We start from the raw sequence: 21,122 nt of genomic DNA on the forward strand, positions 1-21,122 counted from the left end.
CGGATTCGCCTCAGCAACCGCCTCCAGGGAAGTGGTGACCGCGACCACCGCCCCCAGCACAGGGTGTTGGGGCTGTTGCAGCATGGTCATCACGGTCACCTCCCGACGTACGAACTCAAGGGTTTCTGCCCGCGCAGAATCCCGGTTGGTTCGCTGGTCTCGGAGGCCCGGCAGTACGGGCTATTACTTACCCTCGCAGCTCAGCGTGCACGCCCCTGGTTCCCCTGGATTACCCCACACCCGATGTCTCCCGGGTGGATGGGGCACGCCTCTTTCGAGGTGGTCGGCCTTCACGTTTACGCCTGCGCCGAGCCTACCACGCAAAGCAAAACTAGTGAACCCAGTCAGGGACAGGTATCCCAACCAAACCCAGACCGTCGCTGGAAGTCCGCAAGACAGCCAAATGGCACCCAACCCAGACACCCTGCTTCTAAATCTCCCAACCCAGACAACGTATTGGCCCCACCCACGCTGGAAGGCAACCCATTCAGCCAGCCAGCGCAGCCCTGGCCATCACGAGGCGGTCGGCGCAGCGTACGGGCATGGTCTCCCAGTAGTAGGGGAATGTCATCAGCGCGATGAAGAGGGCCCAGCCCCGAGCGCGGAGCCAGGTGGCGTCGTCGATGTCGAGGAGCCCGCGGAACTCGTCGCGGCCGGCGGCGTCGAGGAGCTCCCAGGCGCAGATCAGGTCGACGGTCGGGTCGCCGACGGAGAGGGCCCCGAAGTCGAGTACGGCGGTGAGACTGCCCTCGCGGGACAGCAGGTTCTCGGCGAGCAGGTCCCCGTGGACCCAGCGCGGCTCGGCGTCGGCCGGGGGCAGGGCCATCACCTGCGCCCAGACGGTCTCGACCGCGTCCAGGTCCAGGTCGAGCTCGGCGAGCTCGCGACACTCCTTCAGACGGAACCGCACATCGGCGTCGAAACCGGCGATCGCCTCGCCGCGGTACCAGCGCAGCTCGGGATCCGCGAGCGCCTCCTGCGGCACCTCGGTCCGCCGGAGCCCGGTCACGACCCCGGCCAGGTCCGCGGCGGTCACGTCACCGGCACCCGGTCCCGGCTTCTCGCCCTCGAGCCAGCGCACCACGCTCCAGCGCTCGGGATAACCGAACCCCGGCTCGCCGACCGCCGTCACCTCCGGCGTCGCCACCGCGAGGTTGGCCGCGAATCCGGGAAGCCGGCGGGCCTCCTGTGTGATCGTGGCCGATCCGCCGGGCTGGCGGGGGAGGCGTACGAGATGCTCCTCGCCCAGCCGGAAGAGCCGGTTCGTCGACCCGGTCGAGTCCAGCGGGCGGAGTGGAAGATCTGCGTACGCGGCGAGGTCCCGCCTCAGCAGGGACCGCACCAGGTCCTCGTCGATCGTCAGCTCGTCGTCGTGCATCTCGGCGTTCATCGTCGCTGAGCCAACCACGTCGGCGCCCCGCGGCGCGCATGATTTTCGCGGGCGTCAGACGAGGGTGAGCGAGACGCGGGCGCGGTCGCCGACCTGGAGGTCCTCGCGGCGGCGTACGTCCTTCTTGATCGGCAGCGCATAGCCCTCCTGACCTGGGAAGACCGAGGTCCTCCAGGTGGTCGTGCCGATCCGCGCCTCGACCTTCACCGAGCCGAAGCCGCGAGGCGGGCCGGTCGCGATCGACGCCTCGCGGATCTCCTCGGTGACCTCGGGCGGAGCGGTCACGAAGATCCAGGCGTCTGTCTCGTCCTTCCACGGCCACAGCTCGGCCTCGAACTCCCAGGTCTCCATGCGTCCATCCTCCCCCGGAAAGTGCTGGGTCGCCTGCTCGGTCGCGGACTAGGGTGCGGCCATGGCTGACCCTCGCTCCCTCGCCCAGAGACTCTCCGACACCCGCACCCGTCTGGAGAACGACGTCGACCTGTGGATCGCCTCCGCGCACGACGACCAGCCGTGGCTGGTGCCGATCTCGTTCGTGTGGTGGGAGGGCGAGATCTGGATCGCGAGCATGGGCGGAGCGCGCACCCAGCGCAACCTCACCGCCTCCCCGGTCGTACGTCTGGCCCTCGGCGAGCTGCGCGACGTCGTGATCGTCGACGGTCGCGCCGAGGTCGAGCCGATGGAGCGTACGCCGAAGCGGGTCCTGGAGATCTACGCCGAGAAGCAGGGCGGCGACCCGAGCAGTTGGGCGGACAGCCTGATCCGCGTCCGGCCGACCAAGGTCCAGGCCTGGCGCGAGGAGAACGAGCTCGAGGGCCGCCACCTGATGCGGAACAGCCGCTGGCTGGACGAGGGTGGGTCGGATGGAAGCTGAGGTGCCGCTGACCGAAGACGCCTTCCGGGCGCTCGCCCGATCGTCGCCGTGGCGCTTCTCCGCGCTGCACTTCACCTGGCGGACGCGGGACGACGGCGACGTCGAGTGCTGGTTGCGCAGACCTGGTTGGCTCCGCGTGCGTGACGCCGCCGGGGATCGAGTGGTCAGGGGCGAGGACCCGGTGGTCGATCCGCGGCCGGTCCTGCGGGCCGACGGTCTCGTGGAGAGCCGCCCGCGGGCCTACACCCACGACATCGACGACCCGATGTGGAACAACTACCTGTTCGTGTCGATGCTCGATCCCGAGGAGCTCTCCGCCGACGTCGTGCTGAGCGACCTGCGTTCGGAGGCCCGAGCGGGTCGGGAGACCTGGTGGGCGAGGGCGGTGCCCGGGGAGGAGTACGAGCCGCGGTGCGGTTGTTGTCCGCTGCTGTGGTCCTGGGTCTCCGACCGGGACGAGTACGGCGATGGCGACCCGGGTTGGGAGCCGTCCGCGGGGACGGTCTACCCCGAGGCGTACGACGTCGCGCTGGACGTGGCGACCGGGATCGTCGTGCAGCTGACCCCGGTCGGAGGCTCACGGCCCGATCTCGGCTTCGAGACCACGATCCATGAGGCAGAACTGTCGGTGGTCTCTGTTTAAGTGGGTGGTGAGGACGACATCCGATCCAGACGGAGGAGATGTCATGACCATCAGCACGACCATCGATGAGGAGATCGAGCGGCTCGAGGAGGAGCTCGGCGAGCGGCCTGCCTGTGAGTGCAGCTGCGGCAGCCCGGACAGCGACGCGGAGCCTTGTGGCGAGGTGGCGGCGTACGCCGTGACCGTGCTCTGTCCCGACGACCGGTGCACCCACACCTATCTGTTGTGCCGGGAGTGCCGGGACCTGTGGGTGCAGAACTGTCCACCCCCTCACCAGCTCCGCGTCGTTGCGCTCGGGTGAGGCTCATGCCACCGGCACCACCCAGACGTCGGCGACGGACGGGTCGTAGTCGGCGCCGGTGTCCCGGAACCGGATCCGCACCGAGCCGTCCGCGGTCTGCGCCGAGGGCTCCACCAGGAACTGGTGGGTCATCGTGCCCTGGCCGCCGCCTGTGCGGGTCAGGTCGACGCTGTGCGCGACCTGACCGTCGAGCTCGACGTCGTAGGTCTTGCGTCGCGCACCGTCGAACGTCTCGACGATGCGGACCACGAACGATCGGTCCGTCGGCACCGCGGCGTCGAACTCGAACCAGCCGCCGGGGTAGGAGGAGTGGGTGTAGCGGCGGGTCAGTCCGGCCTCCTGGTTGGTCCCCGACCGCTCGGAGGCGGTCAGTCCGTGCGCTGTTTCCGAGGTCGCCTCACCGAGGTCGACATGATCGGTCGACGCCGACGGTGGCGTCGCGAGTCCGACGGTCACGGTGGCCGCCGCCTGCTCAGCTGCTGTGGCTCCGGTCGCGAGGGTCAGGGACACCGGGCCGGCGACGACGGTCTGCGGCACGACGACGTCGACCTCGACATCAGCGTTCTGACCGGCCGGGATCTCGTAGCCGACCGGCTCCGCGGACCAGCCGGCAGGGCCGGTCAGCGACAGCTCGCCGCGCTGGGTGACGTCGCTGCGGTTGTGCAGCGTGGCGGTGATGGTCGCGGTCCGTCCGCCGTCGACCGACGCCGGCGTGCTCGACGTCGCGGTGATCTGCACCCCGGGTCCGACCATCAGCGTGCCTCCCACCGGGAGCGTGGCGGTGCCACCCGAGCGGCTGTAGGACAGCTCGCCGTTGAGTTCGACGGGCCCGACAGCGGCGTCCTCCGGCACGGTGACCTCATAGGCGTGCTCGACCTGTCCGCCTGTCGGCACGGTGTCGGCGGGCGCGCCGACCGGTTCGGCGGTCCATCCGTCCGGCACCTCGAGCGACGAGGCCACCTCCTTCAGCGACTCCTTGCCGGAGTTGTCGACCCGCACCGACACCTCGACGACATCGCCGGGGAGGACCTCCTCGTCGGGGACCCGCAGGACGGCGACGGCGCCGACCAGCCGGGCCGAAGCCCGCGAGAGACTCTTCTCGATCGCCGTCAGCCGGTCGCGCAGACCTGCAGCGGTCGCTTCGGTGAGCATGCCGTTGTCGGCGTACATCTGGACGGCGCGGTCCAGGTTCGCGGCCGCCGCGAGGGCACGATGGACCGCCTCGGCGACCCGCTCCTCCTCGGCGTCACGAGCGGCGAGATCCCATGCCTTGGCGATCTCGCCGCGCAGCAGAGCCGTCCGCTTCGCGAGGTCGCGCTCGGCGGCACGGCCCGCGGGGCCCTCGAGGCTCAAGGAGGAGACCTGCGCAGCCGTCGCGGCAGCCGCCGCCCGGGCGGCGCCGAGGTCCCCGAGCGCGGGAGCTACCGCGAAGCTGTAGTCGCCGGATCCGACCTCGAGAACGACCACGCCCTCGTCCTCACGCACGAACTCGACGTCCCGCGAGTCCTCGATCGGGGAGCCGCCCTCGGTGACCGCCCAGCGGTTGGCGGCCGGGATCCGCACCTCGGCGGTCGTGTTCGCCGGGACCGTCACCTCGAGGCTCATCGGCCCGTCGTCGGTCGCCCACGCGCTGCGTACGGTGCCGTACGGGGTCTGCAGGCTGAAGTCGACGTCGTCGACACCGTCGCCCGGCTCGGGCGCGATCGTGATCCTGCGGTAGCCGGGCTCAGCGGCCGAGACGCCGGCCATGGTGCGATACATCCACTCGCCGACGGCGCCGTAGGCGTAGTGGTTGAAGGAGTTCATGCCCACGTCGTTGAACGTGCCGTCCGGGTTGATCGAGTTCCAGCGCTCCCAGATCGTGGTGGCGCCCTTGCCGATCTCATAGCCCCACGACGGGTAGTCCTCGTGCTGCAGCAGCCGATAGGCGATGTCGGTGCGCCCGGCTTTGGTCAGCGCCGGCAGCAGCCCGTCGACACCCAGGAACCCGGTCGAGAGGTGGTAGTCACGCCGCTCGAGCGTCTGCACGAACTGGTCATAGACCGCCTCGCGTCGATTCTCGGGCTCGAGATCGTTGGTCAGGGTGAGGATGTACGCCGTCTGGCTGTCGCCCTTGACGGATCCGTCAGCAGCGATGAAGGCCTGCTGGTACGCGGCCCGGATGGCCTCGTAACGAGCCTGGTATGTCGCGGCGTCCTCGTCGTTGCCGACCGCCTTCGCCATCTGCGCGAACTCGCGGGTGCTCTTCGCGACGAAGGCCGTGTCCAGGACGTCCGCGGGTGTCGGGTCGTCGAGGTTGAGCCAGTCCAGGTAGCCGCCGGCGGAGCGGATGTGTCCGGTCGAGTCGGCGTCGAGGAAGTCGACGTAGCGCTTCATCATGTCGTAGTTCTCGGTGATGACGCCGGTGTCGCCGTAGGCCTGCCACAGCGTCCAGGGCACGTGCACGCCCGCGTCCATCCAGCCGGCCGACTCGTAGCCGCCGTCGAAGCGACCCGGGACGACCGGGGCGACGCCGGGCAGCGATCCGTTCGGCCGCTGGGTGTCGCGCAGGTCCTGCAGCCACTTGGTCAGGAACGACTCGGAGTCCATGTTGTAGACCGCGGTCCGGGCGAACACGTTGATGTCGCCGGTCCACCCCATCCGCTCGTCGCGAGCCGGGGTGTCGGTCGGGATGGAGAGGAAGTTGCCGCGCATGCCCCACACGATGTTGCTCTGCAGCCGGTCGACCAGCTGCGAGCTGGTGTCCAGCGTGCTGGCCAGATCGCCGTCGGTGCCGACCACGACGCCCACGATGTCGGAGGCGTCGGGCGCTTCGTCCAGCCCGGAGATCTCGACGTAGCGGAAGCCGTGGAAGGTGAAGGACGGCTCGTACGTCTCCGGCTCGTCCGACCCGAAGGTGTAGGTGTCCGTGGCCTTCGCGCTGCGGAGGTTGGCCGTGTAGAGGGTGCCGTCGGGGTTGAGCACCTCGCCGTGTCGGATCGTGACCGTCCGGCCCTTCTCGCCCTGCAGGGTGAGGCGGACGTGGCCGACCATGTTCTGGCCGAGGTCGTAGAGGTAGACACCGTCGGTGGGCGAGTCGATCCGCTCGGCGGTCTCCAGCTCCTCGGTGACACGTACGTCGACGGCCGTCTGTGGCTCGAGCACGTCGGTCGGCTCGTCCCTGACGGTGACGTCGGCCCAGTCCTGGTCGTCAAAGCCGGCGCGGTCCCAGCCCTCGACCTCGGCCGCTCGGCGGGCGTCGTACCACTCGCCGTCGAGGAGGTCGGCCTCGCGGGTCGGGCCGCCGGTGGTGCGCCAGCTGTCGTCGGTGCGTACGACCTCGCTGGTGCCGTCGGAGTAGTCGACGACGAGCTCGGCGATCACGGAGTTGGCGGTGCCGTAGACGTCGGTGCCGAACATCGCGACCTTGCCGGAGTACCAGCCGGGTGCGACCTCGGCCCCGAAGACGTTCGAGCCTGAACGCACCAGACCGGTCACGTCGTAGGTCTGGTAGTCGATGCGCTTGTCGTACGCCGTCCAGCCGGGCGCCAGCTCGGCGTCGCCGACGCGCTCGCCGTTGAGGCGCAGCTCGTAGACGCCGCGCGCCGAGGCGTAGACGCGGGCGCGGGTGATGCTCTTCTCGCCCAGGTCGACCTCCTTGCGCAGCAGCGGCACCGCGTCGTCGCCGCGCAGCCAGGCCTCGCCGCCGGCGTTGTCGACCCGGAGGCCGTCGGCGGTGACGGTGCCGGCGGTGAAGGTGCGGTCGCCGGTGGGGAAGTCGGTGTCCACGAGGGTGGCGCCACCGGCGCTGGTGACGGTCACGTCGTGGACCAGTCCGTGCTCGGCACCGTTGGTGCGGAAACCCATGACCCCGGGCCCGGCGAAGGTGGCATCGGTGCGCTGGTCGAGCTGCTCACCGTCGATCGTGGTCGTGATCGTGTCCCCCGCGACGGTGATCGCGTAGTCGTGCTCGGCGGCGAAATCGAAGCCGCTCGGGACCGGCTTCGCGGGCAGCACGGAGTAGCCGCCGTTGCGTTTCACGTGGGGACGGAGCGCGTCGTCGGACTCGCTGAACTGCCACATGTAGGCGTTCTCGGTGTTCTCGCCACGGAAGTAGACGCCGAGCGCTCCGCCGATGTCGGAAGCGGTGAACTCGATCGTGTAGTCCGTCCACTCCGCGCCCGGCTCAGCAGTCTCCGCGCCGATCCAGTCCGCGGTCCAGGGCTCCTCGCCGAGACCGGTGGCGAACGTCGCCGGATCGCTCCACGCCGAAGCGACGCCGTTGTCGTCCCAGACCCGCACCGACCACACGTAGTCCGTGCGCGGCTTCAGCGCGGGCCCGGCGTACCGGACGTCGACGGACTGCCCGGAGCGCACCTTCCGGCTGTCCCACACATCGGGCGTCCGGAGCTTCCGCTCCGAGGACGCGACGCGGATCTGGTAGGCCTTCTGGGTCACCCCGCGCCGGTCGGACTCGAGCTGCCAGCCCAGCGTCGGGGCGGTCGTGGCGATGCCGAGCGGATCGGCCAGTGCGTTCGTACGCAGCTCGTCGACGACCGGGACGGCGTCGACCTTCCCGCTCACGGGCGGTTGGACGGCACCCGCGGCGAGTGGTGGCAGTGAGGGGACGAGGACGACGGCGAGGGCGGCCGTGATCAACCCGGCGACATGAGGGCGCACGCGAAACTCCTGAGGTCGAGGAATTGAAACGCTTCAGGGAGTATGGTGTGCGTCACGCTTTGCGTGCAGTGAAATGGCCTCATCCGGCCACGGACAACGATTCAACGGCCGTGGGTTGGCCGCGAGCTCAGGAGGTGAGGTCGCCGAGGGAGTCGGCGTCGACGATCCGGTACGCATAGCCCTGCTCGGCCAGGAAGCGCTGGCGGTTCTGGGCGAAGTCGGCGTCGACGGTGTCACGGGAGACGATCGTGTAGAAGTGCGCGGTCTTGTTGCCGTCGCCCGGACGCAGCAGGCGCCCGAGCCGCTGGGCCTCCTCCTGGCGGGAGCCGTAGGCGCCGGAGACCTGGATCGCGACCTCGGCCGAGGGCAGATCGATGGAGAAGTTGGCGACCTTGGAGACCACCAGCAGGTCGATCTCGCCGGAGCGGAAGGCGTCGAAGAGACGTTGGCGTTCCTTGACCGACGTCTTGCCCTCGATCACCGGAGCGTCCAGCGCGGCGGCGATCTCGTCGAGCTGCTCGAGGTACTGCCCGATCACCAGGGTCGGCTTGCCGGCGTGGGACGCGACGATCTCCTTGACCACGTCGATCTTGTGGTGCGTGCACGAGGCGATCCGGTAGCGCTCGTCGGGCTCGGCGGTGGCATAGACGAGCCGCTCGTCGGCGGGCAGCGTCACGCGCACCTCGACGCAGTCCGCCGGGGCGATCCAGCCCTGCGCCTCGATGTCCTTCCAGGGTGCGTCGTAGCGCTTGGGCCCGATCAGGGAGAACACGTCACCCTCGCGCCCGTCCTCGCGTACCAACGTGGCGGTCAGGCCGAGCCGGCGGCGGGCCTGCAGGTCGGCGGTCATCCGGAAGATCGGGGCGGGAAGGAGGTGGACCTCGTCGTAGACGACCAGCCCCCAGTCGCGGGCGTCGAGCAGCTCCATGTGGGGGTAGGCGCCCTTCCTGCGCGTGGTCAGCACCTGGTAGGTGGCGATCGTGACCGGCCGGATCTCCTTGACCGATCCGGAGTACTCGCCGATCTCGTCCGGGGTCAGTGAGGTGCGGCGTACGAGCTCGTCCTTCCACTGCCGCGCGGAGACGGTGTTGGTCACGAGGATCAGGGTCGTGGCCTGAGCCAACCCCATGGCGGCGGCTCCGACCAGCGTCTTGCCGGCGCCGCAGGGGAGCACGACGACCCCGGAGCCGCCGTGCCAGAACGACTCGGCCGCCTCCGACTGGTAGGGACGCAGCGTCCAGTCGGTGGTGTCGAGCGCGATCGGGTGCGCCTCGCCGTCGACGTAGCCGGCGTAGTCCTCGGCCGGCCAGCCGAGCTTGAGCAGCGCCTGCTTGAGGTTGCCGCGCTCGGAGGGGTGCACGACGACGGTGTCCGCGTCGAGCCGCTCGCCCAGCATCCCGGCGACCTTCTTCGCACGGATGACCTCCTCGAGCACCGCCCGGTCGGAGGAGACCAGCACCAGCCCGTTGGCCGGGTTCTTCTCGAGACGGAGGCGGCCGTAGCGGGCCATCGTCTCGGCGACGTCGACCAGCAGGGAGTGTGGGACGGGATAGCGGGAGAACTCCAGCAGCGTGTCCACGACCTGCTCGGCGTCGTGCCCGGCCGCGCGCGCGTTCCACAGTCCCAACGGGGTCAGCCGGTAGGTGTGGATGTGCTCCGGCGATCGCTCGAGCTCGGCGAACGGCGCGATCGCCTTGCGGCACTCACCCGCCCGGGCATGGTCGACCTCGAGCAGCAGCGTCTTGTCCGACTGGACGATCAGGGGGCCGTCGTTCACCGAACCAGCCTACGGGCCTGAGGTTCAGGCGGCGCGGTCTCCGGCCCGCCACTCCCGCGGGGTGACGCCGTAGGCCCGCCGGAAGGCGCGGGTGAAGGTGAGCGGGTCGTTGAACCCGCAGACGTACGCGACGGCGCCGATGCCGCCCGGAGGCTGACGCGCGGCCGAGAGCATCTCGGCCGCGGCGGCGAGGCGTACGGAGCGGAGATAGGCCGCTGGTGAGCTGCCGGACTCCTCGAAGACCTGGTAGAGCCGCCGCCTGGAGACGCCATGGCGGCGGGCGACCTCGTCCATGGTCAGCGTGCGGTCCCCGGCGTGGTCGCGCAGGTGCTGGCGCACGGTGTGGTGCAGCCCGGCGGTCGTGTGCGGGGTGACCGGAGCGCTGGTGAACGCGGAGTGGATCATCACCGCGGCCAGGTCACGGACCACGGTCGCCACCTCGGCCGGGCTCTCCGCCTCCGGGAGCGCGGCCGCATAGGAGAAGAGGGCACGCGCCGCCGGTGCCTCCTGGACCCGGGGGAGCGCGACCCGGTCCGCGGCCTCGCCGAGCATCCCGCTCGGCAGCCGCATCGACGATCGCGAGACCTGGACCAGCAGCTGCTGCTGGTGGGGCGCGGAGTAGTCCACGAGATAGGGGGCATCGACCCGGTAGACCGAGACCGACCCGGGGCGTACGGCGACGGTCCGGGAGCCGGAGGAGACCGTGCCGGTGCTGGAGCGCTGCAACGAGAGGTGCAGGTCGTCCCCGCCGGCGCCGCGGGCGAGCCTGGCGGTGCGGGTCGAGCTGTGGCCCGAGGACGTCGCGAGCGCGATCGCGATGCCGTCGTCGAGCTGGGTGTGCTCCATCCGGCCGGTGAAGCCGGGCTCGACGTCGTTGCAGGCGAGAGGCACGAAACAGTTGCTCACGACCGACTGCCAGGCGTCGGCGCTGTCGACCTCGACCACCGCGCTCATCGGGCCACCTCCGTCGCGCAAGCGCCAGAATACGGACGCGGCCCGATGAGAGCTTCATTGCTCGCTCGCTGACGCTCGCTCATCTCGTCCTCCTCCCGGGCCTGACCAGAGCCTACGGAACGTGATGCCGGTCACGCTCGGATCTGCCCGGCGCCGTGCACAAATCGTCGGTTCAGGCGACGCCGACCCACCGTAGCGTCGACGCGGCAACAGCCACCAGAGGCTGTCGCCGCCAGATGTAGACGAGGGAGTGGGATGGGTTTCTTCGACCAGGACCAGTGGACCGGCAGGGCGTACGTCGGGGGCTGGGTGAGGCTGAGCGGGACGCTGGAGGTGTCCGAGCCGGCGACCGGCGAGACGATCGCCACGGTCGCGTCCGGAGAGGCCGCCGACGTGGACCAGGCGGTGAGCCTGGGGGTCGAGGCACAGCGGGAGTGGGCGGCACGACCGGCCGAGGTGCGCGCCGAGGTGATGCGCCGGGCCGCCGCGATCCTGGCCGAGCACCAGGAACTGCTGGTCGACTGGCTCGTCCGCGAGGCCGGATCCGGGCAGGGCAAGGCCGCCTTCGAGGCCGGGCTGGTCGCCGCCGAGCTCCACCAGGCCGCCGCGACCGCGCTGATGCCCTACGGCCAGCTGCTCCAGTCCTCGCACCCGCGGCTGAGCGTCGCCCGGCGTCGTCCGGTCGGCGTCGTCGGCGTCATCTCACCCTTCAACTTCCCGGCGATCCTGGCCGCCCGATCGGTCCTCCCGGCGCTCGCGCTGGGCAACGCCGTGATCCTCAAGCCCGACCCGCGCACCAGCATCGGCGGCGGGCTGTTCCTCGCCGCGCTCCTGGAGGAGGCCGGGCTCCCGGCGGGGCTCTTCGCCGTCGTCCCGGGACGGGTCGAGGCAGGCTCGGCGCTCGTCGAGCACCCCGACGTCCCGGTCATCTCCTTCACCGGCTCGACCGGGGCGGGACGGGTCATCGGTGAGCGCGCCGGGCGCCTGCTCAAGCGGGCCCATCTCGAGCTCGGCGGCAACAACGCCATGATCGTGCTGTCCGGCGTCGACGTCACCGCCGCGGCCTCCGCCGGCGCCTGGGGCTCCTTCCTGCACCAGGGCCAGATCTGCATGACCACGGGCCGTCACCTGGTCCACGCCGACATCTACGACGAGTACGTCGCGACCCTGGCCGCCAAGGCCGCCGGGATCCCGGTGGGTGACCCGACCAGCGGCGTACCTCTGGGTCCGGTCATCGACGCGGGGCAGCGCGACAAGGTGCACGCCCTGGTCACCGGGTCGATCGCGGCCGGGGCGAGGCTGGAGACGGGCGGGACGTACCAGGGCCTCTTCTACCAGCCGACGGTGCTGTCCGCGGTGACCCCGGAGCATCCCGCGTTCGCCGAGGAGATCTTCGGGCCGGTCGCGCCGGTGACCCGGTTCGAGACCGTCGACGAGGCGATCGAGCTGGTCAGCCGCAGCGACTACGGGCTCTCGGTCGGTGTCCTCACCACGGACCCGTTCGCGGGCTACGAGCTCGCCGACCGGATCCCCAGCGGGATCGTGCACGTCAACGACCAGACCGTCGACGACGAGGCGCAGGCGCCCTTCGGGGGCATCGGCGCCTCCGGCACCGGTGCCCGGTTCGGCGGCCACGAGGCCAACATCGACGCCTTCACCGAGACCCAGTGGGTCACGGTGCAGTCGCAGATCCAGGCGTACCCCTTCTGAACCCTCTCGGGCCCCACGCAGATCCACGCAGATCCACCTGAGACAAGGACTGACTACGCATGATGAGAACGAAGCGGATGTACGCGGCGCTGGCCGCGGGAGCGCTGCTGCTCGCCGGCTGCGGAAGCGAGAGCGGCGGCGGGGGCGGTGCGAGCGCCGAGGCCGACGTCGAGGCCGCGAAGGCCTACCTGGAGCCGTGGAACGGCGAGGGTGAGAAGGGCCTGCTGATCGACGAGCCGCTCTCCAAGCCGATCGCCGCGGGCACCAAGGTCGTCTACCTCGACGTCGGGACTCCGGTGAGCGCGGTGATGTGGGGCAACCTGCAGGCACCGGCGAAGCTGCTCGGCCTGGAGCTGGAACGTGTCGAGGTGGGAAGGGATGCGCAGAGCATCAACGCCGCGATGAACACGGTGGTCGAGAAGAACCCCGACGGCGTCATCAACATCACCCTCGACCCGGTCTTCTTCGAGTCGCAGACCAAGGCGCTGGAGGAGAAGGGGATCCCGATCGCCTCCGGGTCGGTGATGAACACGGTCGAGCACGGTCTGCCCGAGGCGTTCAACGGACCGGACTGGATGAAGGCCAACGGCGCCGCGCTGGCCGCGGCTGCGGTGGTGCGCTCGGAGGGCGCGAGCGAGTACGTCTTCTACAACGTGCCCGAGTTCCCGTTCTCGCCGCTGGAGCTGGAGGGCGCGAAGGCGAAGATGAAGGAGCTCTGCCCCGACTGCACGCTGCGCACCGTCGACATCCCGATCGCCGAGCTGGGCTCCACCGCGGCCGACCGGGTGGTCAGCGACCTGCAGGCCAACCCGGACACGGAGTACTTCATCGCCGCCGTCGACGAGGTCCAGATCGGCCTGCCCCAGAAGCTGAAGCTGGCCGGCATCGACACCAAGGGCATCGGGATGTGGACCTCGCCGCCCAACTACGAGCAGATCGGCTCCGGCGACCAGGACGCGACCCTCTCGGTCGACCTCAGCCTGATGATGTGGACGGTCCTGGACCAGCTGCTGCGGGAGATGAACGGCGACGAGTACGAGTGGCCCGCGACCGAGGTGCGCGCCTCGACCCTGACCCGGGTGACCGACGCCGAGAACCTCCCGGAGGACGCCACTGTCGGCTACCAGGCCGTCGAGGACCTCGAGACGCTCTTCGCCAAGACCTGGCTGGTCGACTGAGTCATGTCAGCCGAGATGTCGGGCGGCGACCCGCTGCTGCGGGTCACCTCCCTGGTGAAGGACTTTCCGGGCCTGCGGGCGCTCGACGACGTCTCGCTCGAGGTGCGCAGCGGCGAGGTGGTGGCCGTGCTCGGCCACAACGGCTCCGGGAAGTCGACGCTGGTCAAGGTTCTCGCGGGCAGGTACGCCGCCGACGGTGGCACCGTCGAGCTGCCCGCGTCGGCCGGCGAGGAGGCAGCCGAGCTGCACTTCATCCATCAGGATCTCGCGCTGGTCGGTGCGCTGACCGCGGTCGAGAACCTGAACCTGATCGGCTCGGCCCGACTGCACCCCCATGACAGTCGGGCCGAGCGTCGCCGGGCCACGGAGCTCGTCTCCCGTTTCGGGGAGGCGTTCGACGTCACCGTGCCGGTCGCGTCCCTGACCCCCGGCCAGCGGGCGATCGTCGCGATCGCCCGGGCCCTCGACGGCTGGACGCACCCGCGCAACGTGCTCGTCCTCGACGAGCCCACCGAGTCGCTCCACGGCGCCGAGGTGGAGGTCCTCTTCTCGGCGGTCCGCCGTCTCGCTGCCGACGGGGCAGGGGTCATGTTCATCTCCCACCGTCTCGACGAGGTCCTGGCGCTCGCCGACCGGGTCGTGGTGCTGCGTGACGGACGAGTCGTCGCCGCCGAGCCGGTCGACGGCCTCGACCATGACCGGCTCGTCGAGCTCATCACCGGCGTCACCCCGGCGGAGATCGAGGCCCACCAGCCCCAGGACGTACGCAGCACCGACCCGGTCCTGAGCGTCCGTGGCCTGCGGGGCGGCGCCATCGAGAACCTCGACCTCGACCTGCACGCCGGTGAGGTGGTCGGCGTCGCCGGCGTGCTCGGCTCGGGCCGGGAGGCGGTGCCGTCGCTCCTCTTCGGTGCGGTGCCGTCCCACGCGGGGAGCTTCACCGTCGGCGGAGCGGTCGTCCTGGCGCCCACCCCGGCGACCAGCATCCGGCGCAAGGTCGCCTTCGTCCCGGGCGATCGCGCCAGGCACGGCTCCACCGCGCAGATGAGCGCCCGGGAGAACCTCACCCTGCCGCAGATGCGCACCGTCCGAGGCGCGGGTGGGGCGATCAGCACCCGCCGGGAGCGGGCGGAGGCGGAGCGCCGGCTGGCGGCGTACGACGTACGTCCGCATCGCACCGAGCAGAGGTTCGGCCTGTTCAGCGGGGGCAACCAGCAGAAGATCGTGCTGGCCAGGTGGCTGCGCGACGACCCGCTGGTCCTGCTGCTCGACGAGCCGACCCAGGGTGTCGACATCGGTGCCAAGACCACCATCTACGAAGCGGTCGGGCAGGCCGCGGCCAACGGGACCGCGGTGCTGGTGAGCTCCTCGGACACCAAGGAGCTGCTGCGGATCTGCGACCGCGTGCTCGTTCTGCGAGACGGCCGTCTCGTCGCCGAGCTGGCGGGCGAGGCGCTCACCGAGCATCGCCTGCTCGTCGAGGGCTACGGCCTGACGCCCGACAACCCTGAGATCCAGACGAACCAAGGACCATCGTGAACCTGCGTGCACTCTCCTTCCGCAACATCAGCGCCGTCTACATCTTCGTGGTGATGTTCGTCGTCTTCTCGATCTGGATCCCGGACCGGTTCCTCCAGGTCGGCGTGTGGCGCTCGATCCTCGACGCCGAGGCGCTCACCGGGCTGGCCGCTCTAGCGGCGCTGATCCCGCTGGTCACCGGCTCGCTCAACCTGGCGATCGGGGCGCAGGTCGGCTTCACCGCGATCCTGTCGGGCTGGCTGCTGGCCAAGGCAGGTCTGCCGATCGCGGTCCAGCTGCCGCTGGTACTGGTCGTCGGGGCGCTGATCGGCTGGGTCACCGCGGTCGTCATCACCAGGCTGCGGGTCGAGCCGATCGTGGCGACCCTGGCGATGAGCTCGATCCTGCTCGCCGGGATGGCGTGGGTCTCCGGCAGCCAGCAGATCCTCGACCTCGGTCCCTCCTACCGGACGCTGGCCACGACACAGTGGGCGGGCGTCACGGTGCCGGTCTACATCCTGTTCGCGGTCGCCCTGGTGAGCTGGTACGTGCTCGAGCGCACGCCCGTCGGCCGCCGGATGTACGCCTCCGGGTTCAACCCCGACTCGGCCCGGCTCGCCGGCGTCGGCGTGACCCGGATCCAGACCGGCGCGCTGATGGCCGGCGGCGCGATCTCCGCGCTGGCCGGTGCCCTCCTCACCAGCCGTCTGAACGCCGGCGACCCGACCGTCGGGCCGTCGTTCCTGCTCCCCGCGCTGACCGCGGTGTTCCTGGGGTCGACCCAGTTCCGGGGCGGGCGGTTCAACGTCTGGGGCACCCTGGTGGCGATGTACGTCCTCGCCGTCGGCATCAAGGGCCTCCAGCTCGGCGGCTCACCTCGCTGGGTCAACGACCTCTTCTACGGCGTCGCGCTCATCCTCGCCGTCGCGCTCTCCCAGTGGGAGTCCCGTGGCCGCATGCTCTGGCGCGGCCGCCGGAGGTCCGGGGAGCCCGAGGAGCCCGCAGAGGCCGAGCCGAAGGTCACGACCCCGGCCGGACACTCCTGATCCGGGACAGCGCGAAGGAACGTACGTCCTCCTCGACCCTGGCCGCGAGCGAGCCGCCGTCGATCCCCAACGGCTCGACGCGAGCCTCACCGGCGACCCCGCGGCCGTCGACGTAGGAGATCACGACCTGCTCCCCGGCGTCGATGGCCTCGTGCAGGATCGCCATGGTGGAGGCCGGCTCGGCCGGTGCCGGGCGGGAGGCGGCGGTCTCGTCGCCCGCCTTGATCCGGGCCGCGACCGCTGTCGCACGAGCGGTGAGGTGGGCCTCCTGGGCGCCGGCCGGGCGCTGGCCGTTGCGGGCCTTGGCGCGCTTGGTGTCGGAGCGCGCCACATGGACGGATCCGTCGGGGGCCTCGACGACCGGGGCCAGGCCCAGCTCGCGCAGCCGGGGGAGGAGCGAGTCGAGCGCGACGGTGCTGACGACCACCGTCGGCGCCAGCCGCCGCAGTCCCAGGGATTCGGCCGCCGGATGGGCCAGCAGCTCGGCCAGCGCTGCCTCGTCGTCGCTGCGCAGATAGGCGGCGGCGAACCCGACCCGGACCGTCCCGAACGTACGCGCGGTGTCGTCGACCAGGTAGGTCAGCGCCTGCGGGACGGGGGTGCGGGAGGCGGCGGTGAGGAACGCGTGGATCTCGGTGGCGGTCCAGCCGCGGTCCATGGCCCGGCGTACCGACTCCTTGGTGAACCGGTAGACCGTCGCCCCGCCGTGCGACTCCACCGTGGCCACCACGGCCAGCGTGCGGGCCAGCGCGGGCTCCAGCGGCCCCGGCGCGACCGCGGTCAGGTCGCCCTGGAGCAGCACGTGGTCGACCGGCTCCGGCAGCAGCCCGGCCAGGGTCGGGACCGGGTCCTCGCCGGCCACCAGCAGCCGACCGTACGCAGCCAGCCCTCCGAACGCGGCGAGCCCGAGTGCCTGCGCCTCGGTGAGCGTCCAGTCCACCAGTGCCTCGCGGGACTCGGTGCGGGTGCGCGGCCGGCGCGGTCGCTCCCAGGCGAGGCGGGTGACGACCGCGGCGGGGCCGGTGCCGGCGGCGAGGACCTCGCCATCCGGCAAGGCGGCGAGCAGGCCCAGGGTCTGTCGCCGCGTCGCCACGGCCGAGGCTCCGGCCAGATCAGGGGCCAGCGCGTTCCAGGTCTTCCCGGCGGGGTCGCGCTGGCCGACGAGCCCGGGAAGCCGTGGAGAGGCCAGCCAGGCGCCGGCCACGTGCGCCCAGCGGGCCGCCAGGGGCTGCTGGAGCCACTGGTCGAAGAGCTCGGTCGGCATCCAGGACGGATCGCCCTCCTCGTCGGTGCCCAGCGCGAGCAGGCCCGAGGCCCAGGCGACCTCGATCAGCAGCGCCGCGGCCGGCTCGGTGACATGGAGCCGCTCGGCGGTCGTCTTGAGGTCGCGGACCGTCAGCCCCGCCCCGCCACGCAGCGACCGGGGTGGCACCGCGCTCCAGGCGTCGAGGAGCAGCTCGAGGTTGCGTACGAGCTCGAAGGCGGCGCCCGCGGCCGCCCGGTCGACCAGCGTGGATGCCCGCGACGAGGTCGGCAGCGGCGGCGGGACGTCCACGGGGGCGAGCGTCGTCCGCCCGCCCCGCAGTGTGATCCCGACCTCGCCGGGCAGGGTCAGCATGCCGTCGCCCGAGGACACCAGCAGCCCGTGGGCGATCAGCTCCTCCGCCGGTCCGGTCGCCTCGGCCACGGATACGCCCGGGCGCGCGCGGGAGGAGGAGGCCTGGCCGCCGCCGGCGTCGACGGCCTCCAGCATCGCGCGCGCCTCGGCGGAGACAGCAGGCAGGCTGCGTACGCCTTCTTCCTGGTCAGCGGCGAACGGCTGCAGCCCGGAGGTGCCGGGCGAGCCCCGCAGCAGGGCCGCGACACCGGTCACCGCGCGCAGGCCGTCGAGGGAGTGCCACACCAGGCAGGTGTCCTCCAGATGAGAAAGTGCCCGTGTCGCGGCGTCCACTTCGGCATTCACCATGGAAGATAAGTGGGCTTTGGTGGTTTGATTCGCGAGGACAACGGCATCAAGCACGATCAGCTCGAGATGGTTAAGGTCATCCATCGCGTAGTGCAAGGATGTGCGAGTGGCTGCTCGGGCGGCGAGTTGGCCGGAGTCATGAGGGGACGGCGTGGCGAGATCAGGACGAGCAAGAAGCAGGCGTGAGATGCGCTCTGTGGGCCAAGAGCGCAACTGGTCTGCGAGTGAGCGGAAGCCTGTGTCCATCGGCATCACGCTATCCCGGCAGGCCTAGGGGGCGAGATGTCCAGGAAAGTAGTGATCGCGCACGGGGCCGCGACAGATGTCGGCCAGGTGCGGAAGGTCAACGAGGACTCCCATGTGGCCGAGCCACCGGTCTTCGTCGTCGCGGACGGTATGGGCGGCCACGACGGTGGTGACATCGCCAGCGAGATGGTGATCCAGGAGTTCGCCAAGCTCGGTGGCACCCATTACGTCTCCGAGTCCGGCAGCCAGGCGATGGTCGAGGCCCTCCAGGCGGCACAGGACCGGATCGTGGCCTTCGCGCTCGAGCAGCGCTCGCGCGGGGCCTCGGACTACCAGTCCGGCACCACCTGCGCCGCGGCTCTGATCGCCGACGGCGGAAGCAGCCCGTTGTGGATCCTGCTCAACGTCGGCGACTCGCGCATCTACCGATACTTCGACGGCACGCTGAGCCAGCTCAGCCGCGACCACAGCCTGGTCCAGGAGCTGGTCGACTCGGGGCAGATCACCCGCGAGCAGGCCGAGCACCACCCCGAGCGCAACGTGGTGACCAGGGCGCTGGGCGGGATGGCCCCGGCGGTCCCCGACATCTTCCAGGTGACCCTGCCCGTGGGCGCCCGGCTGATGCTGTGCTCCGACGGCGTGAGCGGAATGATCTCGGATGCTGAGATCGCCGACATCCTCGCCGCGGAGGACACCGATGCCCGCGACACGGCCGAGAAGCTGGTCGCCGCCGCGGTCGAGGCGGGTGGCCGGGACAACGCCACCGCCGTCGTGGTCGATGTGATGGGATTGACCGAGGAGAACCCGTATGACTCGGAGCAACAAAGGGTGAGTATGGAGCAGAAGCTAGGAGTGCTGCCATGAGTGAGCCAGCAACCATCGCAAGCACGTCCTACATGCCGGGCACATGGTTCGGCATCATCGGTGAGAGCGCCACGGTGCTGCTCCCGCCCTCGGAGAAGAGCCGTGCGGGCGCGCTGTGGGCGCTCGTCGACGACGGTGCCGGGTTCGACGAGGTGCTCGACGCGCTCGTCGCGACCGGGCTGAGCTCGTTGCCGGGCTTCGTCCTCATCTCCGGGGACGTGACGCCTGACGGCGGGAGCGTACGCACGGTCGTGCGCGGCCCGTCCGTGGTCTCGTTCGAGGCCGGCGAGGGCGCCGTCGAGGTCGACGGCTCGTCGTCGAAGACGTGGGTCGAGCGCACCCTCGAGGGCGTCACCAGGATGTCCGTCTCGCTCGGCGAGGAGGGTGCGACCGGGGAGCCGATGACGGCGCTCGGTGGCCTGCTGCGGGTCTCGGGTCTCGAGGTTCCGCCGCCGGCCCCGGAGTCCACCCAGGACGACTCGCCGGAGAGCCGCGCCGGTTTCGTCGCCGCCCCGGTGGCGGTCGAGGAGGGCTCCGACGACGGCGTCGACGAGCCGGCCCAGGCCGACCCGCTCACCGACCCTCTTCCCGAGGAGACCTACACCGACTCCGACGACGTGGACTCCGCCGAGGAGCAGGGCCTCGACGAGGACGAGCCGGTCGCGACTCCGCCCTCGCTCTCGGTCGTTCCGCCGATCCCGGTCTCGGGTGACCTCCCCGGTCTCGAGGCCGACTCGGAGTCGGAGACCGACTTCGAGGCCGACCTCGGCCCGGACTCCGACTCCGACTTCGACGCGGACTCCGAGGACGAGCCGATCTCGGTCAACCGCGGCGACGAGTCCGGCGAGGCCTCCGCGCCGCGTCACGACGACCTGACCGAGCCGACCGAGGCGTTCGAGATGCCGGCCGCCTCCCAGGACGCCGACGACCAGGACTTCCCGGAGCCCGCTGCCGGCGGTTACGAGGACGACTACGCCAGCGACGAGCACGCCGCTGCCGTGGCGTCCTCCTTCGGTCCCTCCGCGGTCTCCCCGGAGCCGGTGGCCGACATGGACGACGTCGCCCCCGACGCCGAGACCGAGGTCCTCGAGGCCGTCGACGAGCAGTCCTACGACGAGCCCGAGTCCTACGACAAGCCCGAGTCCTATGACGGGCCCGAGTCCTACGACGAGCCCGCGTCTGCCCAGGCGCCCGGCTTCGGCCCGCCGTCGATGCCGCCTCCGCCGCCGCTGACGACGCCTCCGCCGCCTCCGGTGGACGCGCCTCCGGCTCCCTACGAGGAGGCGGCCGAGGGCCTGATCGATGCTGCGCCGAGCGACGCCCCGATCGAGGCACCGTCCTTCGACGGCCCGCCTGCCGACGCCCCGCTGACCGACATCCCGCCGGCGCCCCCGGCCCCGCCCGCGTTCCCGGCCCCGCCCGCGCCGCCGGCTCCGCCCGTGGCTCCCATCCCGGAGACCCACGACGAGCCGGTCTGGGAGGAGCCCAACCCCGATGAGGACGACCACGACGGTCTGACCCGCATCGGCGTCGGCGAGGACCTCAACGCCGGTCTCGCCGGGATCCCCGGCCAGCCCGAAGCCCCGAAGGTGACCGCCTACCCGGTCGCGCGCCTGGAGTTCTCCAGCGGCGACCGCGTCGAGGTCGACCGGGTCGTGCTCGTCGGCCGCGCGCCGGAGGCGAGCCGGTTCACGCCCACCGAGCAGCCGATGCTGGTGACCGTGCCGAGCCCCCACCAGGAGATCTCCTCGACCCACTGCGAGATCCGTCCCGGTGCCGGGGTCGACCACGGTGCTGCGGTGGTCACCGACCTCGGCTCGACCAACGGCACCGTGCTGGTCCAGCCCGGTCTCGGCCCGGAGGACCTGCGCCCCGGCGTACCCGTCCAGCTCATGCCGGGTGCCGTCATCGACCTCGGTGACAGCCTGACGATCCGGGTGACCAACCCGTGATCCATGTGCTCTCGCTGATGCCGCCGTCCTCCATCGTGGGGGCG

At 71.0% G+C, this 21,122-nt stretch carries 15 protein-coding genes; 9 read left to right on the top strand and 6 right to left on the bottom strand.

Features of this window, described 5'->3' with window-relative positions:
- Nucleotides 1-487: 487 nt before the first annotated feature.
- Both BLT25_RS26220 and BLT25_RS26225 read right to left on the bottom strand, forming a co-directional pair.
- A complete protein-coding gene (locus BLT25_RS26220) occupies nucleotides 488-1,390 on the bottom strand; it encodes an aminoglycoside phosphotransferase family protein (protein WP_091052315.1) in 903 nt (300 codons plus the stop codon).
- A 54-nt stretch (nucleotides 1,391-1,444) separates the two neighbouring features.
- Nucleotides 1,445-1,741, bottom strand: a complete 297-nt coding sequence (locus BLT25_RS26225) for a DUF1905 domain-containing protein (protein ID WP_091052317.1) — start codon at nucleotides 1,739-1,741, stop codon at nucleotides 1,445-1,447.
- Between the two features lie 61 nt (nucleotides 1,742-1,802).
- Here BLT25_RS26225 and BLT25_RS26230 point away from each other — a divergent pair, with 61 nt between their 5' ends.
- The 3 genes from BLT25_RS26230 to BLT25_RS26240 are packed head-to-tail and all read left to right on the top strand — an operon-like array spanning nucleotide 1,803 to nucleotide 3,208.
- Nucleotides 1,803-2,264: a pyridoxamine 5'-phosphate oxidase family protein gene (locus BLT25_RS26230; protein ID WP_091052318.1), complete on the top strand. Its 462-nt coding sequence runs from the start codon at nucleotides 1,803-1,805 to the stop codon at nucleotides 2,262-2,264.
- On the top strand, nucleotides 2,254-2,907 hold the full coding sequence (locus BLT25_RS26235) for a hypothetical protein (RefSeq protein ID WP_143033873.1): 654 nt from the start codon (nucleotides 2,254-2,256) through the stop codon (nucleotides 2,905-2,907). The genes BLT25_RS26230 and BLT25_RS26235 overlap by 11 nt, the downstream gene beginning before the upstream one ends.
- A 43-nt stretch (nucleotides 2,908-2,950) precedes the next feature.
- A complete protein-coding gene (locus BLT25_RS26240; RefSeq protein ID WP_091052322.1) occupies nucleotides 2,951-3,208 on the top strand; it encodes a hypothetical protein in 258 nt (85 codons plus the stop codon).
- 3 nt (nucleotides 3,209-3,211) lie between these two features.
- Here BLT25_RS26240 and BLT25_RS26245 read toward each other — a convergent pair whose 3' ends face one another.
- From BLT25_RS26245 to BLT25_RS26255, 3 genes are all read right to left on the bottom strand, one after another.
- Nucleotides 3,212-7,867, bottom strand: coding sequence for a family 78 glycoside hydrolase catalytic domain (locus tag BLT25_RS26245; RefSeq protein WP_256328804.1), 4,656 nt, complete (start codon nucleotides 7,865-7,867; stop codon nucleotides 3,212-3,214).
- 127 nt (nucleotides 7,868-7,994) lie between these two features.
- A complete protein-coding gene (locus tag BLT25_RS26250) occupies nucleotides 7,995-9,644 on the bottom strand; it encodes a DNA repair helicase XPB (RefSeq protein WP_091052324.1) in 1,650 nt (549 codons plus the stop codon).
- 24 nt (nucleotides 9,645-9,668) lie between these two features.
- Nucleotides 9,669-10,598, bottom strand: coding sequence for a helix-turn-helix transcriptional regulator (locus BLT25_RS26255; protein ID WP_091052326.1), 930 nt, complete (start codon nucleotides 10,596-10,598; stop codon nucleotides 9,669-9,671).
- A gap of 255 nt (nucleotides 10,599-10,853) precedes the next feature.
- Here BLT25_RS26255 and BLT25_RS26260 point away from each other — a divergent pair, with 255 nt between their 5' ends.
- From BLT25_RS26260 to BLT25_RS26275, 4 genes are read left to right on the top strand one after another with little or no spacing between them, the layout of a single operon-like run.
- Nucleotides 10,854-12,308, top strand: a complete 1,455-nt coding sequence (locus tag BLT25_RS26260) for an aldehyde dehydrogenase family protein (protein ID WP_091052328.1) — start codon at nucleotides 10,854-10,856, stop codon at nucleotides 12,306-12,308.
- Between the two features lie 59 nt (nucleotides 12,309-12,367).
- Nucleotides 12,368-13,486 carry a sugar ABC transporter substrate-binding protein gene (locus tag BLT25_RS26265; protein ID WP_091052330.1) on the top strand — a complete coding sequence of 373 codons (1,119 nt, stop codon included), beginning with the start codon at nucleotides 12,368-12,370 and terminating at the stop codon, nucleotides 13,484-13,486.
- A 3-nt stretch (nucleotides 13,487-13,489) separates the two neighbouring features.
- The gene (locus BLT25_RS26270; RefSeq protein WP_091052331.1) at nucleotides 13,490-15,025 is read left to right on the top strand and encodes a sugar ABC transporter ATP-binding protein; all 1,536 of its coding nucleotides are present in this window, start codon (nucleotides 13,490-13,492) and stop codon (nucleotides 15,023-15,025) included.
- Complete coding sequence (locus tag BLT25_RS26275; RefSeq protein WP_091052333.1) at nucleotides 15,022-16,050, top strand: ABC transporter permease; 1,029 nt, start codon at nucleotides 15,022-15,024, stop codon at nucleotides 16,048-16,050. Before BLT25_RS26270 ends, BLT25_RS26275 begins: the two co-directional genes overlap by 4 nt.
- On the opposite strand, the gene BLT25_RS26280 is transcribed toward BLT25_RS26275, so the two are convergent.
- Nucleotides 16,025-18,016: a helicase-associated domain-containing protein gene (locus tag BLT25_RS26280; RefSeq protein ID WP_256328805.1), complete on the bottom strand. Its 1,992-nt coding sequence runs from the start codon at nucleotides 18,014-18,016 to the stop codon at nucleotides 16,025-16,027. The genes BLT25_RS26275 and BLT25_RS26280 overlap by 26 nt on opposite strands.
- A gap of 282 nt (nucleotides 18,017-18,298) precedes the next feature.
- Between BLT25_RS26280 and BLT25_RS26285 the strand changes: the two genes are divergently transcribed.
- Nucleotides 18,299-19,126 (top strand): PP2C family protein-serine/threonine phosphatase, encoded by an 828-nt coding sequence (locus BLT25_RS26285; RefSeq protein ID WP_091052335.1) that lies wholly within the window; start codon nucleotides 18,299-18,301, stop codon nucleotides 19,124-19,126.
- Nucleotides 19,123-21,078: an FHA domain-containing protein gene (locus BLT25_RS26290; RefSeq protein ID WP_143033874.1), complete on the top strand. Its 1,956-nt coding sequence runs from the start codon at nucleotides 19,123-19,125 to the stop codon at nucleotides 21,076-21,078. The genes BLT25_RS26285 and BLT25_RS26290 overlap by 4 nt, the downstream gene beginning before the upstream one ends.
- The last annotated feature ends 44 nt before the right edge of the window (nucleotides 21,079-21,122 follow it).

The organism is Nocardioides sp. YR527 (assembly GCF_900101045.1).
Taxonomy (GTDB): domain Bacteria; phylum Actinomycetota; class Actinomycetes; order Propionibacteriales; family Nocardioidaceae; genus Nocardioides.